Source organism: Streptococcus suis (assembly GCF_016775005.1).
Classification (GTDB): Bacteria; Bacillota; Bacilli; order Lactobacillales; family Streptococcaceae; genus Streptococcus; species Streptococcus suivaginalis.
Genome location: NZ_JAEUXI010000008.1, coordinates 54,666 through 74,298, shown reverse-complemented (window position 1 = coordinate 74,298; position 19,633 = coordinate 54,666). Strand labels below are relative to the sequence as shown.

At 41.3% G+C, this 19,633-nt stretch carries 7 protein-coding genes; 1 reads left to right on the top strand and 6 read right to left on the bottom strand.

Translation table 11 applies throughout. The annotated features are described in order from the left end of the window. From JNG37_RS08975 to ccpA, 4 genes are all read right to left on the bottom strand, one after another. On the bottom strand, positions 1-5,474 hold a 5,474-nt coding region (locus JNG37_RS08975; RefSeq protein WP_330919001.1), incomplete at its 3' end, for a DUF445 family protein. 1,053 nt (positions 5,475-6,527) lie between these two features. Then, on the bottom strand, positions 6,528-7,889 hold the full coding sequence (locus JNG37_RS08970) for a sensor histidine kinase (protein WP_202848295.1): 1,362 nt from the start codon (positions 7,887-7,889) through the stop codon (positions 6,528-6,530). Beyond that, the gene (locus tag JNG37_RS08965; RefSeq protein ID WP_202848294.1) at positions 7,890-8,540 is read right to left on the bottom strand and encodes a response regulator transcription factor; all 651 of its coding nucleotides are present in this window, start codon (positions 8,538-8,540) and stop codon (positions 7,890-7,892) included. It lies immediately after the preceding gene. A 1,069-nt stretch (positions 8,541-9,609) separates the two neighbouring features. Then, on the bottom strand, positions 9,610-10,611 hold the full coding sequence (gene ccpA, locus JNG37_RS08960; RefSeq protein ID WP_316716085.1) for a catabolite control protein A: 1,002 nt from the start codon (positions 10,609-10,611) through the stop codon (positions 9,610-9,612). Positions 10,612-10,780: 169 nt separating this feature from the next. On the opposite strand from ccpA, the gene JNG37_RS08955 reads away from it, so the two are divergent. Further along, entirely contained in the window at positions 10,781-11,866 is a 1,086-nt protein-coding gene (locus tag JNG37_RS08955) for a M24 family metallopeptidase (protein ID WP_202848292.1), read from the top strand. 143 nt (positions 11,867-12,009) lie between these two features. Here JNG37_RS08955 and JNG37_RS08950 read toward each other — a convergent pair whose 3' ends face one another. Beyond that, the gene (locus JNG37_RS08950; RefSeq protein WP_202848297.1) at positions 12,010-17,430 is read right to left on the bottom strand and encodes a DUF445 family protein; all 5,421 of its coding nucleotides are present in this window, start codon (positions 17,428-17,430) and stop codon (positions 12,010-12,012) included. 249 nt (positions 17,431-17,679) lie between these two features. Continuing rightward, a partial coding sequence (locus tag JNG37_RS08945; protein WP_202848291.1) for a MucBP domain-containing protein occupies positions 17,680-19,633 on the bottom strand: 1,954 nt, incomplete at its 5' end.

Here is a 19,633-nt window from a genome sequence, read left to right as displayed (position 1 = left end):
GATTCTGAAATTGACTCACTTACAGACTCTGAAATGGATTCTGAGATTGATTCTGAAATTGACTCAGAGACTGACTCTGAAATTGACTCAGAGACTGACTCAGAAACGGATTCTGATATAGATTCAGAAACTGACTCGGAAACGGATTCTGAGATGGATTCTGAGACGGATTCTGAGATTGACTCTGATACCGATTCTGAGATTGACTCTGATACCGATTCAGAGATGGATTCTGATACTGACTCAGAAATGGACTCGGTTACTGATTCAGAAACTGACTCTGAAACAGATTCTGAGATGGATTCAGAAACAGATTCTGATACCGACTCTGAGACTGACTCGGAGATGGACTCTGAAATTGATTCTGAGACAGACTCTGAAACTGATTCGGAGACTGATTCAGAAATGGATTCAGAAATGGATTCTGAGATGGATTCTGAGACTGATTCAGAAATCGATTCTGAGTCTGACTCTGAAATGGACTCGGATACTGATTCTGAAATTGACTCAGAGATTGATTCGGAGACTGACTCAGAAATGGATTCGCTTACTGATTCTGAAATTGACTCGGATACTGACTCTGATACTGATTCACTTAATGACTCAGAAATTGACTCAGAAACTGACTCTGAAATGGATTCGGAGACGGATTCTGAGATGGACTCAGAAACTGATTCTGAAATCGATTCAGAAATTGATTCGGAGACTGACTCGCTGATTGATTCTGAGATCGATTCTGAGACTGACTCGGAGACTGATTCAGAAACTGATTCACTTACTGACTCTGAGATGGACTCGGAGACTGATTCTGACACTGACTCTGAAATTGACTCAGAAATTGATTCGGAGACTGACTCGGAGACTGATTCGGAAACTGATTCACTTACTGACTCTGAAATGGACTCTGAGATTGATTCTGATACTGACTCGGAAACGGATTCAGAGACTGACTCTGAAATGGACTCTGAAACTGACTCTGAAACTGACTCAGAGATGGATTCTGAAACGGACTCGGAGACTGACTCAGAGATGGATTCGGAAACTGATTCAGAGACTGATTCAGAAACTGATTCTGAGATTGACTCAGAGACTGATTCTGAAATGGACTCAGAGACTGACTCTGAAACGGATTCTGATATAGATTCAGAAACTGACTCAGAAACTGATTCTGAGATGGATTCTGAGACTGACTCTGAGACTGATTCAGAGATGGACTCACTTACAGACTCTGAAATGGACTCTGAAACTGATTCTGAAACTGACTCAGAAATGGACTCTGAGACTGATTCTGATACTGATTCTGAGATAGACTCTGAGATTGATTCAGAGATTGATTCAGAAACGGATTCTGAGACTGACTCTGATACTGATTCTGAAATGGATTCTGATACTGATTCAGAGATTGATTCTGAAACTGATTCGGAAATGGACTCTGATACTGATTCAGAGATTGATTCAGAAACTGACTCTGAAATGGATTCTGAGACTGACTCAGAGACTGATTCGGATACTGACTCTGAAACTGATTCGGAGACCGATTCTGAAATTGATTCTGAAACTGATTCGGAGACCGATTCTGAAATTGATTCTGAAACTGATTCTGAAATGGACTCACTTACAGACTCTGAAATTGATTCGGAGACTGATTCTGATACTGATTCAGAAACTGATTCGCTTACTGATTCTGAAATGGACTCTGAGACTGATTCTGAGATTGATTCAGAAATGGACTCGGATACTGACTCTGAGACTGATTCAGAGATGGACTCTGATACTGATTCAGAAATGGACTCAGAAACTGATTCAGAGATTGATTCAGAAACTGATTCGGAGACTGACTCTGAAACGGATTCTGAGATGGACTCTGACACTGACTCAGAGACTGATTCTGAGATGGATTCTGATACTGACTCAGAAATGGACTCAGAGACTGATTCAGAAACTGACTCTGAGACTGATTCTGAGATGGACTCAGAAACTGATTCTGAGACGGATTCGGAAACTGATTCAGAGACGGATTCGGAAACTGATTCAGAAACTGATTCTGAGATGGACTCAGAGACTGATTCTGAAATGGACTCAGAGACTGACTCTGAAACGGATTCTGATATAGATTCAGAAACTGACTCAGAAACTGATTCTGAGATGGATTCTGAGACTGACTCTGAGACTGATTCTGAGATGGACTCAGATACCGATTCAGAGATGGACTCTGAGACTGACTCAGAAATTGACTCTGAAACTGATTCTGAAATCGATTCAGAAATTGATTCGGAGACTGACTCGCTGATTGATTCTGAGATCAATTCTGAGACTGACTCGGATACCGATTCAGAAATTGACTCAGAGACTGATTCTGAGATGGATTCAGAAACGGACTCGGAGACTGACTCTGATACTGACTCAGAAATGGACTCGGATACTGATTCTGAGATGGATTCAGAAATGGACTCTGAGACTGACTCAGAAACTGATTCTGAAATGGATTCTGAAATGGATTCTGAGATGGATTCAGAGACTGATTCAGAAACTGATTCTGAGATGGACTCTGAGACTGATTCTGAAATTGACTCGGATACTGACTCGGAGATGGATTCAGAAACTGATTCAGAAACTGATTCAGAAACTGATTCAGAAACTGATTCAGAAACTGATTCAGAAACTGATTCAGAAACTGACTCTGAAACTGATTCTGAAATTGACTCGGATACTGACTCTGAGATGGACTCAGATACCGATTCAGAGATGGATTCAGAAATGGATTCTGAGACTGATTCTGAGACTGACTCGGATACTGATTCAGAAATGGACTCTGAAACTGATTCTGAGATAGATTCTGACACTGACTCTGAAACTGATTCTGAAATAGACTCAGAGACGGATTCTGACACTGACTCAGAGACGGATTCTGATACTGACTCTGAAATTGACTCAGAAACGGATTCTGAAATGGATTCTGAGACTGACTCTGAGATTGATTCTGATACTGATTCGGATACTGACTCAGAAATGGATTCACTTACTGACTCAGAGACTGATTCTGATACTGACTCTGAAATTGACTCAGAAACGGATTCTGAAATGGATTCTGAGACTGACTCTGAGATTGATTCTGATACTGATTCGGATACTGACTCAGAAATGGATTCACTTACTGACTCAGAGACTGATTCTGAAATGGATTCTGAGACTGACTCTGAGATGGATTCTGATACTGATTCTGAGATGGATTCAGAAATGGACTCTGATACTGACTCTGAAACAGATTCTGAAATAGACTCAGAAACTGACTCTGAAATGGATTCAGAGAGCGATTCTGAGACTGACTCTGAAATTGATTCGGATACGGACTCAGAGATGGATTCTGAGACTGATTCGGAGACTGACTCAGAAATTGACTCAGAGATGGACTCAGAAACTGATTCTGAAATGGATTCTGAGACTGACTCAGAAATGGACTCGCTGACTGACTCAGAAACTGATTCTGAGACTGACTCAGAAATGGATTCTGAGACTGACTCTGAAATGGACTCAGAAACTGACTCTGAAATGGACTCAGAAACCGATTCTGAAATTGACTCTGAGAGTGATTCTGAGATTGACTCTGAGACTGATTCTGAGACTGACTCTGAAACTGATTCGGAAATGGATTCTGAGACTGACTCAGAAATGGACTCGCTGACTGACTCTGAGATGGACTCTGAGACTGATTCAGAGATGGACTCAGAGACTGACTCAGATACGGATTCAGAGATGGACTCGGAGACTGACTCGGAGACTGACTCGGAGACGGATTCTGAAATCGATTCAGACACTGACTCAGAAATAGACTCTGAAACTGATTCTGAGATGGATTCTGAGACTGATTCTGAGACTGATTCTGAGATAGACTCGGAAACTGATTCTGAAATGGACTCAGAGACAGATTCGGATACTGACTCTGAAATTGATTCAGAGACGGATTCTGAGACTGACTCAGAAACTGATTCGGAGATTGACTCAGAGACTGATTCTGAAACTGACTCTGATACTGATTCTGAGATGGACTCGGAGACTGACTCGCGAATAGATTCAGAAAGAGACTCGGAGACTGACTCGCGTATGGATTCGGAAACGGACTCGGAGACGGACTCACGAACGGATTCGGAAACGGACTCGGAGACTGACTCGCGTATGGATTCGGAAAGAGACTCGGAGACTGACTCGCGAATAGATTCAGAAAGAGACTCGGAGACTGACTCGCGTATGGATTCGGAAACGGACTCGGAGACTGACTCACGAACGGATTCGGAAACGGACTCGGAGACGGACTCACGAACAGATTCTGAAACTGACTCGGAGACGGACTCACGAACGGATTCGGAAACAGACTCAGAAACTGAATGGCGAATAGATTCGGACGTTGATTCCGAGATTGATTCACGAACGGATTCAGACGTTGATTCTGAAACTGAATGGCGAACAGATTCGGACGTTGACTCCGAAACTGAATGGCGAACGGATTCGGATGCTGATTCTGAAACTGAATGGCGAACAGATTCTGAAGTGGACTCGGAAACCGACTCACGAACGGATTCGGAGATGGACTCTGAAAACGACGTAGAATTGTACTCACCCCGAGCAATCGCAGCATTAGAGAACATGTAATTCGTGTTGGTCCAGACTGCACCAGTATTCATCGCGCTGTTCGCATAGGTTGTTTCCGTCGACAAATTCATGGTTGAATTCGTATCCACTCTACTACTAATAACAAGCAACAATGGCGATCCCGTTTGACTACCTAGATTGAGACGCAACCATTGACCGTTTGCAGCAAATCTAGAAGTAATACGACTGGTAATTTCCGTATACTTCGAGAAATCTCCTTCCATACTGTCGATAAACTGACCAACAGGTACACGATAAGCACGAATTGTAGTAACTGCGTCAGAAAAATACGAAGCACCATTAGAAACGATTTGCAAGATTTCGTTGGTACCATAGTTATTCTTACCATTTTCATTCAAATAGATAACATGGTCATAGGTTCCTTCAGTAAGATTGAGATTCGTCAAAAATGCGCGAATGGAATACGAGCCATCCGCTCGGCTAGTTGGATTAGAATAGAGTACTGTGGAAGAACGACTAGCTTGATACTGATCATTCAATGTTACCGTAAATTCCTGCATCCCTTCGCTTTGAACAACTTTTTGGTCCACAAAGATTGAAAGGTTGATGCTGCCAGTGACAGATGACAAGGTATTAACATTGGAATTTAAAGTGTACAAAATAGTGCGTGATTCATGGTCCCAAGTTCCTGTTGCGATAATTTTCCCATCCACAACAATATTGGGAATTTTCACATCTGCCGGCATACCACTTCCTGATAAATTCAATGTCGGTGAGAGTTTAACCGTAAATTGATCACCAGCCGTCGCCAAGTCATTGATTGAAAATTGTAATGAGGCACGTAGTTGACCACCAGAAAGTCCCATAGGTTCAACTGTCTGAGGGAAAGTAAGCGAGACTGAGCCCCAAGTAACAACTTGGTCATTGGTCAGTTTCCTAACACTACTACCCTCACGAACCACATAGGATCGAAAAACTTCAGCAAGACGCGTCAATTCGATTGCCTCTTGCCCATATTCCAAAACAGCTTTGTCGATGTCATCTTGGCTACTGGTCGTATCTTCCAACAACTTTTCCGCTTGCTGCAAATGTTCTTCTAAGCGACTTCTTGCAGCTAGATAAGCCTTGTAAGATTGTGAATCAGCATGTTCCCCAGGTTCGACCAAAGCCGAAAGAGCCGACTTAATAGACTTGATGACTTCTTCCAGTTGAGCCGTATCTCGAACAAGAGGAACAACTTCCTCTTCATCAGCTGCTTCTTCCTTGACAGGTATTAGGTCCTCCGTCACTTCTACAACTTTGCCTTCCTGTTCGGCAATTGGATCAACCGCCACCCCAATATCAGGCTCCGTTTGCTCAGAAACTACAGATTCCATGACAACCTCATCCGTTACAGCTAGAGCTGTCTCTTCTGTATATTCTGATGCAAGAACAACATCTTCAGCCAATACATGCTCAAAACCTGCTCCTCCCAGCAAGGCACCTACTGATACAAGACCTTTTATAGCAGATCTTGTTGACATCCCCTGATATTCATACTTGGGCACCTGCTCCCTCTTACGAATCAGAGTAGTCATTCTACGTATCCACTTTTTCTTAACTTTGTGAAGCCGAATTTTTGTCTCTCTTACAACTTCACACCTTCGCCTACCATCTTCACTATTCCCCATCGGAATTTCCTCCTTTAAATCAATGTATTATTGTAGTGATTCTCTTTCAGTTTATCACTATAGGTAAAAATTTCAAAAGAAAAATAGGCAAATTTATCTGTTTTTACTGTAATTTTTTTGTATGTGCTTTAAAAGACAAAAATTAAAATGTAACAATAATTCTCATCCATTTTTTTCTAAAAAAAAATGCCACACATATGTGAAGCAATTCTTTTTCTAATGACCATTTCATCAACAAAATGGAAGATGTCAGTGTTCAAAATCAATCTGAAAACGCATGGTAGTCTCATTAACCGCTCGAAAACTATAGGCAAAACCGTGCTTGTCCAAGACATTCTTCACCAGATACAAACCGATTCCAGTACCACCATCTTGTTTGGTACGACTATAATCTGGTCGATAAAAAGGAAGAAACAGTTTTTCAATCTCCTCCTCTGGCAAGATACAATTAACCTCATTGTCCACAATAAAGGTCCCTTGCTTACAGATGATACTAATTTTCCCACCTGGTCGACTGTAGCGGAAGGCATTATCAATAATGTTTTTAAGCGCCTTACCCACTAAAACTTGGTCACCAGTTACCTGAGATGGCATTAAAATAGGAGAAAATTTATAATGATTCAAAATCGCCAGAGCATTGTAACTGGCCATCGAACCCTGCAACAACTCATCTATCTGGAAGGTCGTCTCGCGCTCTCGCACAGTAATCTCCACGTTGGTTGCATCTAGGATTGATCGCACTAACTCAGACTGATCCTGCAAAATATCCCGACACTTTTTCAAGTACAGGTCATGATCTTTAAATTCACCAACGTTGTAAATCATCCCTTCGACCAAGCCCAACATACTAGCGATTGGGGTTTTCAATTCATGCGAAGCCATCCGCAAGAATTCTGACTTCTCCCGCTCTCGTCGCTGGGTTTGTTCGTTTTCGAATTTCAACTCTTCAATACTGGATAACAACTTGGAGTAGAGGCTGTTCAAATCCTGGGCTAGAACAGAAATCTCATCCCTCCCTATGACTTGGCATTCGATGCCATCTTCCAAGCTCTGCATTTTCCGTGCCGTTTCAGAAATCAAGGCAATCCGCCCCGTTGACATCTTGGAGTAAACAGCACCAACTATCAAAGCCAAAACCACGATAAGAATTACAACAAAAGGATACATGGTTACTAACGACTGACTGACTAGAGATAGGTTTTTGAATCCGTACTCAGCTAGCAAGATGTAGCTGTTCCCCTCTTTTGAGGTAACAGTCGTTGACCAAGAACCTACTTCGTCGTAAGCACTAAGACTATCATAATTGGGATGATTGGCGAGGTCGTCTGAGATTAGCGATTCATTCGGCCACAGGCGTTGACCTTCCCCATCAAACAAGCTGTACAGAAGGTCGGGTCTTCCCAAATCATATGTTTCTATATTGGCTAAAATATCTGCATCTGACTGGCCATGCAATTTTGTCACAACGTAATTAAAGTTATCCTTCAATTCATGACGCCGCTGTTGGTTGTAATAAATCGGCATGGCAAAATAGAGCAGGGCAACCAAAATCAGTGAGGTGATAATGGTTAATAAAGTGACAATAATAAAATGCCGTTGAGCAAGCTTCATCTAGCCCTCTTCGATCTGATAGCCACGACCGACTACCGTCTTCAAGTGTAGGCTAGGAAGTTTCTTGCGAATGTTTTTGATATGGTTATCTAAAACTCGACTATCCAATTCTGTGTACCCCCAAATCCCCATCATAAGAGCATCGCGACCGACAATCTTACCTTTACGTTTCGCCAAATAAAGGAAGACCTCATACTCTTTTTTCGTTAGCTGAACTTCTTGTTCCCCCACATACACGAAGCCAGCCTGTTGATCGACCACAATATCCCCGATACGGATAACATCATCGACGTGTTTTGCTTTTAGAATGTTTTCAATCCTTTTCATTAGAACCAAAGGCGAAAACGGCTTAGTTACAAAATCACTAATATCTTGATTAAAACTAATCAACTGCGTATATTCATCACTTAAGGCTGTTAGAACCAAAACTGGAACCGAGGAAATCTTACGAACCTCTGTCAATAGTTCTAACCCAGTCATTGTTGGTACCATGATGTCTAAAATCAGCAAGTCAAATTCCGTTTTTTGAATCTCTTCAAGTGCCTGTCCTCCATCAAACAAAGGCAGAACATCGTGATCACTCTCTCTTAAAAATTCACAAACAACCTGATTAATGACAACATCATCTTCTAATACCAAAATTTTTGCCATGTCTTCTCCCTTCATATTTTCCAAAATAACCAGCATTCTTTTTAGTCAGGCCTCAACCTTACCCAACTACATTCTTCCAAGACAATCGTCAAAAGTCAAATTACTTTAAACATTGCTTGGTAATTGCTGTTTTGTCAGAGACAAAAAGAAAGCCCCTGCAAGAACTGTAACTGTGCAGAGGTAACATGAAATGCGACTCCACTACACAGAACTGAGTATAAGAAACAAACTTGCATATGGCTTACCAAACACAATCCCTTGTTTGCTTCAACTGCACAGTTACTCCCTATCAAAACAGCATCATAAAACTGCTAAGGTGATTAGTGGAATCAAAAAAATATCCTGCAACTAAAGTAAGGTGAAATAAAAGGCAAGACTGATTCATGATATCAATCCTCCTATCCCTATTTCAAGCTCTCTAGTTCCTATTCAAACAATCTAACTGTCCCCCCCGAACAGCCAACTATTACGATTTCTCAATTGCTTGGTAAAGAAAATCATTTCGAGAAAATTGCTTTCATCAGATGACTTTTAGTGTAAAAAGTTCTCTTTTTCTGAGCCCCACGCTCAATTGGCGAAAAAGATTCATTTTAACACACTCATTATAAAGTTAAATTTTAAAAAAAGCAACTAATATGTTTGATTTAGTTTGATGAATCATAGCAATTTCCTCCATTTTCCTTCAATTTTAGTCAAATTTTTACAAAAAAACAGACAAAAAATACATCAAACACGGTTTTTTAGTAGAGGGTTTTGGTATCATTATATGGCAAGTGTGATTGGAATAAACTTAATAATCAAAACTAGCTTGCCAGTTTTTGAATGAGCTAGTTCCTAGTTGGTTTTATATATTTATAGACGCATTCGCGGACTATCCCCCCAAAAATATATAGCGCCAATCTTATTCAAAAGAGTTGTGAAATCCTTCCCCCAGGTATGCAACTCTCCACATCACTTGCTTGGTAAATGGTGAGGACATGTACATTCCCAGTGCATGTCCTCTCTTCTTTTTTCAGAAATATTTATAGAAAAAAGCACCCAATGGGTGCTTTTTCATAACTTATCAAGCTTATTTTGTAGATTGACGTAGTTTGATACCGTGATTCAAAATCACCTCACGATTTTCCAACTCTTCCTTATGCATAATCTTGGTCAACATCCGCATAGCAATCGCACCGATATCATACAATGGCTGATTAATCGAAGAAAGATTTGGTCGAGTGAACTTAGTCACGAGAGAATCATCACTCGTGATAATCTCGAAGTCATCTGGAACCTTGATACCCTTGTCCGCAATACCATTGAGCAGTCCAGCTGCAATCTCATCTTCTGCTACATAGGCAGCTGTTGCCCCTGAGTTTAGAATGCGCTCAGCAAGTGCATAGCCTTCTTCATATTTGTACTTGGATTCAAAGACAAGACCTTCATTAAATTCCAAACCATTTGCTTTTAAGCCATCTTTATAACCTGTCAAACGAACTTTTCCATTGATATCATCCACAAGCGGACCTGACACAAAGGCAATCTTTTGATTGTGTTTCGCCAACAAATCTACTGCATCTTTTGTCGCCAAAGCATAGTCAATATTGACACTTGGTAACTGATGCTCCAAATCAACTGTACCTGCTAGTACAATCGGTGTCCGTGAACGTGAAAACTCTGCACGAATCTTATCTGTCAAATGGTAGCCCATAAAGATAATGCCATCCACCTGTTTAGAGAAGAGAGTATTGACAACATTGATTTCCTTCTCATCATTCTCATCACTATTGGCTAGAACGATATTGTATTTATACATGTCGGCAATATCATCAATCCCTTTTGCCAAGGTTGCAAAGTAGGCATTTGCGATGTTTGGAATAACGACGCCAACTGTTGTTGTTTTCTTACTTGCCAACCCCCGTGCAACAGCGTTAGGACGGTAATCCAAACGATCAATAACTTCCAATACCTTCTTACGAGTATTTTCTTTCACATTTTTATTTCCGTTGACCACGCGACTGACAGTGGCCATTGAGACGCCTGCTTCTCGGGCGACGTCGTAAATCGTTACTGTATCATCTGTATTCAGCATACGCATATCCTTTCAAATTTAATATATTGTATGAAAATTACGCTTTCACTCGTTAATAGTTTATCATTTTTTGAAACCACTTTCAAGTGAAAAATTCAACTTTTTCTTTTCCCCTTGCATTTTTTTTCATTTTTTGGAAAAATAGAGGTATAGAAAGAGGTGGACTATGTCTAAAATCAACCGTATCAAGACTTATTTAGAAGAAAATCAAATGGATTTGGCCATTTTTTCTGACCCCGTCAGCATTTATTATCTCACTGGTTTTCACAGTGATCCCCATGAGCGCCACATGATGCTCTTTGTCATGCCCGATGCTGAGTCTCTGCTCTTCCTTCCTGCCCTCGATATGGAACGGGCTGTAGCTACTGTTGACTTTCCAGTAGTTGGCTACATGGATTCTGAAAATCCTTGGCAAATCATCAAGAGTAAATTGCCTCAAAAAGCCTTTCTGAAAATCGGGGCAGAGTTTGACAATCTCAACCTGACTCGCTACCATGGTTTGCAGTCTATTTTCAACCAAACCTTCACAGATTTGACGCCGTTTATCAATACCATGAAATTAATCAAATCTCGAGATGAGATTGAAAAGATGTTGGTAGCAGGCGCATTTGCTGACAAGGCCATGCAGGTAGGTTTTGACAATATTTCCCTAAATGTGACAGAAACAGACATCATTGCTCAGATTGAGTTTGAGATGAAAAAGCAGGGCATTTCCAAGATGAGTTTTGATACTATGGTCTTGACAGGTAACAATGCTGCAAACCCTCACGGTATCCCCGGAACAAACAAAATCGAAAATAACGCTCTGCTCTTGTTCGACCTTGGCGTCGAAACCTTGGGCTACACGTCCGATATGACACGCACTGTCGCTGTCGGAAAACCAGATCAGTTTAAGAAAGATATTTACAATCTGACTCTAGAAGCTCATATGGCTGCGGTCAATATGATCAAGCCTGGTGTGACGGCTGGCGAGATTGACTATGCTGCTCGATCTGTGATTGAAAAAGCGGGCTATGGACAATATTTTAACCACCGTTTGGGGCATGGTTTGGGGATGAGCGTCCACGAGTTTCCATCCATCATGGAAGGTAATGACCTGGTCATTGAGGAAGGTATGTGCTTCTCTGTTGAGCCTGGCATCTACATTCCTGGTAAGGTCGGTGTCCGGATTGAAGACTGTGGTTATGTAACCAAGAATGGCTTTGAAGTCTTTACAAAGACACCGAAAGAACTTTTGTATTTTGAAGCTTAAAAAACAGTCCTTTGCAGACTGTTTTTGTATGACTATGAAACCAAAGAATCAAATCCTTCACTGCAAATTTGGATTATTTAAGACCGAAATTCAGAATTTAGTATAAAACAACCTCCTACTCATTTGTAGGAGGTTGTTGTTTTTTAAATATCACTACCGTTTTTTCTGCGACGCTTGTACAAACCACCTAAGAGGAGACTTGCTCCAAGCAACCCAGCCCAGGCTGATGATTCTTCACCCGTGCTTGGCAAAGCTTGTTTACCACGAGGTCCCTCTGAATGGCGAGACGGAGTTGATTCTGAAACTGACTCACTTACAGACTCTGAAATGGATTCTGAGACGGATTCAGAGATGGACTCACTTACAGACTCGGAGATTGACTCTGAGACGGATTCAGAAATGGACTCGGAGACTGATTCTGAAACTGACTCTGAGATGGATTCTGATACTGATTCTGAAATGGACTCTGATACTGACTCGGAGACGGATTCTGAAATGGACTCTGAGACGGATTCTGAGATAGATTCTGAAACTGACTCAGAGATAGATTCTGAAATCGATTCTGAGACTGACTCAGACACTGACTCTGAAACTGATTCACTTACTGACTCAGAGATGGACTCTGAAACTGATTCTGAAATGGACTCAGAAACTGACTCAGAGACGGATTCTGATACTGATTCTGAAATGGACTCTGATACTGACTCAGACACTGATTCAGATACTGATTCTGATACCGATTCAGAAATGGACTCTGATACGGATTCTGAGATAGATTCTGAAATCGATTCTGAGACTGACTCGGAGACTGATTCTGAGATAGATTCAGAAATGGATTCAGACACTGACTCTGAAATTGATTCAGAAACTGACTCAGAAACTGATTCTGAGATGGATTCAGAAACTGATTCTGAGATAGATTCTGACACTGACTCAGAAATGGACTCGGAGACTGATTCTGAGACTGACTCTGAGATTGATTCAGAAACTGATTCTGAAATGGATTCTGAGACTGATTCAGACACTGACTCTGAAATCGATTCTGAGACTGATTCTGAAATGGACTCAGAAACTGATTCTGAAATTGATTCTGAAACTGACTCGGAGACGGATTCTGAGATGGATTCTGAAATGGACTCAGACACTGACTCAGAAACTGATTCTGAAATGGACTCAGAAACTGACTCTGAGATTGATTCAGAAACTGATTCTGAAATGGATTCTGAAACTGATTCACTTACTGACTCTGAAACGGATTCAGAGATTGACTCTGAAACGGATTCAGAGATTGACTCTGAAATCGATTCTGAGACTGACTCTGAGACGGATTCAGAAATTGATTCTGAGATTGACTCTGAGACGGATTCTGAAATGGACTCGGAGACTGACTCGGAGACGGATTCTGAAATTGACTCTGAAACTGATTCTGAAATGGATTCTGAAACTGATTCACTTACTGACTCAGAGATGGACTCTGATACTGACTCTGAAACGGATTCAGAGATTGACTCTGATACGGATTCAGAGATTGACTCTGAAATCGATTCTGAGACTGACTCTGAGACGGATTCTGAAATTGATTCTGAGATTGACTCGGAGACTGATTCTGAAATGGACTCGGAGACTGATTCTGAGATAGATTCAGAGACGGATTCTGAAATGGACTCGGAGACTGATTCAGACACTGACTCTGAAATCGATTCTGAGACTGACTCGGAGACTGATTCTGAAACTGATTCGGAAATTGACTCGGAGACTGATTCAGAAATGGACTCTGATACGGATTCTGAGATAGATTCTGAGACTGACTCTGAAATCGATTCTGAGACTGATTCTGAAACTGACTCTGAGATTGATTCAGAAACTGATTCTGAAATCGATTCTGAGACGGATTCTGAAATCGATTCTGAGATAGATTCTGAAACTGACTCTGAAACTGACTCTGAAATTGACTCGGAGACTGATTCAGAAATGGACTCTGATACGGATTCTGAAATCGATTCTGAGACTGACTCTGAAATTGACTCGGAGACTGATTCAGAGATGGACTCTGATACGGATTCTGAGATAGATTCTGAGACTGACTCTGAAATCGATTCTGAGACTGATTCTGAAACTGACTCTGAGATTGATTCAGAAACTGATTCTGAAATGGATTCTGAGACTGACTCTGAAATGGATTCTGAGACTGATTCAGACACTGACTCTGAAATCGATTCTGAGACTGATTCTGAAATGGACTCAGAAATTGATTCTGAAATTGATTCTGAAACTGACTCGGAGACTGATTCTGAGATTGATTCAGAGATGGATTCTGAGATAGACTCAGACACTGATTCGCTGACTGATTCTGAGATAGATTCAGAAACTGATTCTGAAACTGATTCCGAGACCGACTCAGAGACGGATTCTGAGACGGATTCTGAGACGGATTCTGAAATGGACTCGGAGACTGATTCTGAGATGGATTCAGAAATTGACTCAGAAACTGATTCGCTGACTGATTCTGAGATTGATTCAGAAATTGATTCAGAAACTGATTCAGAAATGGACTCTGAGATTGATTCTGAAACTGATTCTGAAATTGACTCAGACACTGACTCTGAAATTGATTCTGAAACTGACTCGGAGACTGATTCTGAGATGGATTCAGAAATGGACTCAGAAACTGATTCGCTGACTGATTCTGAGATGGATTCTGAAACTGACTCTGAAATCGATTCTGAAACTGATTCACTTACTGACTCAGAGACTGATTCTGAAATGGACTCGGAGACTGATTCTGAAACTGATTCTGAAATCGATTCTGACACTGACTCTGAAACTGACTCGGATACGGATTCAGACACTGACTCAGACACGGATTCTGAAATAGATTCTGAGATGGATTCTGAGACTGACTCGGAGACGGATTCAGAAATTGATTCTGATACTGACTCAGAGATGGACTCTGAGATTGATTCTGAAACTGATTCTGAAATTGACTCAGACACTGACTCTGAAATTGATTCTGAAACTGACTCGGAGACTGATTCAGACACTGATTCTGAGACGGATTCTGAAATAGATTCTGAGATGGATTCTGAGACTGACTCGGATACGGATTCAGAAATTGATTCTGAGACTGACTCAGAGATGGACTCGGAGACTGACTCAGAAACTGATTCTGAAATTGACTCGGAGACTGATTCTGATACTGATTCAGAAATGGACTCTGATACTGATTCAGATACTGACTCTGATACTGATTCACTGACTGATTCTGAGATTGATTCAGAAATGGACTCTGAGATTGATTCAGAAATGGACTCAGAAATGGATTCTGATACTGACTCTGATACGGATTCGGAAACTGATTCTGAAATTGACTCAGAAACTGATTCGCTGACTGATTCAGACACTGACTCTGAAATTGATTCAGAAACTGATTCACTTACTGACTCAGAGATGGACTCTGATACGGATTCTGAGACAGATTCTGAAACTGACTCGCTAATTGAGGTTGAAATTGATTCCGATACGGATTCTGAAGTTGATTCACTGATTGATGTAGAGATGGACTCAGAGATTGATACGCTTACTGACTCTGATACGGATTCTGAAAGCGACTCTGAATTGGAAAGGGACTCCGATTTGCTAGCTGACTCTGAATTAGAAAGTGACTCCGATTTGCTAGCTGACTCTGAATTAGAAAGTGACTCCGATTTGCTAGCCGACTCTGAGTTAGAAAGGGATTCTGATTTACTAGCTGACTCTGAATTGGAAAGTGACTCCGATTTGCTGGCTGATTCTGAGTTGGAAAGGGATTCAGAAGAAGAAAGCGACTCTGAGTTACTGGTTGATTCAGATAAGGATGTTTTGTTCACTCCATCAGCAATAGCGAAGTTGGCGAACACAGAGTTTTCAGTTGTCCAAACAGAACCTGTGGTATTGGCACTATTGGCATAGGTCGAAGTAATGTGGATATTATCTGTCGCACCTACATCAACGGTTGATTTGATGAGAACTAAAAGCGGAGAGGAGGTCAACCCCTTTGTTTGGATCTTGATGGATTTCCCATCCGCCGCATAAGTCACATTGACTGAGCTGGTCACATCTTTATAGACACTAAAATCCCCCTCCATACTGTCAATGAAACCACCTACTGGGACACTATAAACAATCACTTCTGAATTCTGAGGAGTATAGGTAACTGATGATGTATCTGTTTGTACCGTCAAGGTGTCATACAAACGATAGTTGGTGTTCATACCATTTTCATTCAAATAAACAACTTGTTCATAAGTCCCATCATGACGGTTGATATTGGTGAAGAAGCTTCTGATAGAGTACATTCCGTTGTTTGAAGCTGGATCAGCATAAGCAACGTTTTGTGATTTGGAAATACTTTCACCATCAACTGTAACGGTAAAAGTTTGATTACCTTCGTTTTGAACCGTTCGTTGGTCAACAAATACAGACAACTCAATCTCACCAGAAATATCTGAATTATTGGTCACATAGTCTGTCAATGTATAGGTAATCGTACGACTTGCATAATCCCAACTACCTTTTGCAATGGCATTGCCACCAACAATGATATCTGGAATAATAGCCTCATCTACAACACCATTTCCAGACGTGTTCAAGGTTTCAGAAAGGACAATTTTGAAAGTATCCCCTGCTTTAGCTGTGCTATCAAGCGTAAATTTGATGACAGAAAACATATCGCCACCATTTTGTCCCATCGGCTCAATCGTGGTTTCAGGAACATTCAATTGAATATCCACATTTGACAAGACCGAACTGGAAGCCAAAACACGGAAACCAGAACCTTCTACTACTTTTAGTGTCGTTAACTGATTTAAACGCCCTGTCAAATTAATGGCAGATTGTGCTGATGAAGTGGCAAGGCTAGTGACTTGATCTTGGGTCAAGCTGTCATCTGCCAAGGCGGCTTCTGCTTGAACTAAGGCTGCTTTTGCATTTTCCAAAGCTGTCAAGTATTTGGCATACTTTGCAGTGGTTGTATCAACATTTTCTGGGAGAGATTTCGCCAAGGCATCCTTTAGAGATGCGATAGCTTGCTCCAGCAAACTCTTGTCAACTTTCTTTGTCTCCTGCTCCTCTTCAACTACTTCTTTGGTCTCAGTTGTTTCTGATTGACTTGTTTCTGAGGTCAAAGCTGACGCTTCTGAGGTGATCGTTTCAGACGAAGCTGTTACCGATTCACTACTGACTGTTTCTTCAACTGGAACCGTTGTTTCCATAACAACAGTATCGGTTGTTCCCAATACAGAATCCGTAGCAATCTCAGATGCTTGAACAATTTCCTCAGCCTGAATTGTTTCACCTAGAGCAATTCCTCCGCCCAACACTGTACCTGCAGCAATCACACCACGCATCATTTTGGCAGTATTTACCACACCAGTATTGATGGTTGCTGGATCAAGCTCGCCAGCTGAACGGTTCAATTTGATGAAGCCAATCTGCGTCATCACAGTACGGACCCAATGCTTACCCGATTTGTGCATTTTGACGCGAGATATTCGACTTGTTTCACTATAGTTATTTGATTTCTTCATTTTACCCTCATATCTATTGTTAGACTCTCATCAAATTCCAACTGCACAGCAACAAACCGCTTCCCCCAAAACAATTCAATACAAAGCATGAAAGTCTACAAAATTATTTTCTATTTTATTTTATTATTTTTCATTTGTTTTCAAATTTTGCAAACAAAATAGCTTCAACACCAGAATGTTTTCTAGTGTTGAAGCATACAAAACTAATTTAGAACTAGTTCATTCTAATCAGATCAATGCTTAATCTGTTTATTTTTCTTTGCGGCGACGTGAAGCCACTGCAACCGACCCCAACAAGGCCAATCCAACCATAGCAAGTACTGAAGTGTTTTCACCTGTAGATGGCAAGCTTGCTTTAGGTGTTACTTTAACAGACTCTGCTACAGGCTTAGTGGTTGGTGTAGTAGGTGTAGTAGGTGTTGTTGGCGTAGTAGGTGTTGTTGATTCCTCAGCTTCCTCTTTGTAAACATAAGTTACATGAGTTTCACCTTCAACAACTTTACCTTTTTCGTTATTTGGAATACGAGATTCTACAAGAACGTAACGTTTACCATTGAATACGATCACTTTTGGACGATTGTCTGTTGTGTCGTAGTCTCCTCCTACTGTACCATTTTCAGTGTCAACAACTGGTGTCTTAATGACATTTCCATTTTCATCAACATAATGTACGATGACTTTACCTTGTTTTTGAGCAACTGGCGGTACAACTGGTGTTTCAACAACTTCTTTGTACTCGTAAGTGATAGTTTGTTCACCTTCTACAACTGTACCGTTGCTTGGTGCATCACCTTCATTTGAGCGTGTACGAACAAGTTCGTAAGTCTTACCATCTTTTGTAATTGTAGCTGGTGGTGTGTCTCCGTATGGCTCATCAACTGGTGTATCGGTTGGTTTAACTGACTTATCGTCTGCGATTTCAGTTTCTGTTCCTTCGATTACATAACGAGCTACGACTGAACCTGTCTTAACAACTGGTGTCACAACTTTCGTGTAGATGTAAGTGACTGTCTTCTCACCTTCTTCAACCTCACCTGTTGGTGTTGCACCTGCTTCATCAACTTTCACAAATGTGTAGCCTTCGAAATTACCAACTGTTGTTTCATAGGTTGAACCTACTTCACCGTCACGAACGACATCAGTTGTATCTGCAAGAACCTCACCTTTATCAGTGATGTGACGAACAAGGACGCTACCTGTCTTCGCAACCGGAGTCACAACCTTCGTGTAGATGTAAGTGACTGTCTTCTCACCTTCTTCAACCTCACCTGTTGGCGTTGCACCTGCTTCATCAACTTTCACAAATGTGTAGCCTTCGAAGTTGCCGACGCTTGTTTCATAGGTTGAACCAACTTCGCCATCACGAACAACATCTGTTGTATTTGCAAGGATTTCACCTTGATCCGTGATATGGCGAACAAGGACGCTACCAGTTTTCTTCTCGACTGGAGTTGGTGTATCAACAACCTCTTTGTACTCATAAGTAATAGTTTGTTGACCCTCAACAACTGTACCGTTACTTGGTGCATCACCTGCGTTTGAACGTGTACGAACAAGTGTATAGGTCTTACCACCAAATGAGATTGTTGCTGGTGGTGTGTCACCGTATGGCTCATCAACTGGTGTATCTACTGGTTTAACTGTTGTACCACCAGCGATTTCAGTTTCTGTTCCTTCGATAACGTAACGAGCCACAACTGAACCTGTCTTAACGACTGGTGTTTCTACAACCTCTTTGTACTCGTAAGTAATGGTTTGTTCGCCTTCAACAACTGTACCGTTGCTTGGTGCATCACCTTCGTTTGAACGTGTACGAACAAGTGTATAGGTCTTACCATCTTTTGTGATTGTAGCTGGTGGTGTGTCTCCGTATGGCTCATCAACTGGTGTATCAGTTGGTTTAACTGTCTTATCGTCTGCGATCTCAGTTTCTGTTCCTTCGATAACGTAACGAGCTACAACTGAACCTGTCTTAACGACTGGTGTTTCTACAACTTCCTTGTACTCGTAAGTGATAGTTTGTTCACCTTCTTTGACAACGCCGTTTTCTGATGCATCACCTTCGTTTGAACGTGTACGAACGAGTTCGTAGGTCTTACCATCTTTTGTGATTGTAGCTGGTGGTGTGTCTCCGTATGGCTCATCAACTGGTGTATCAGTTGGTTTAACTGTCTTATCGTCTGCGATCTCAGTTTCTGTTCCT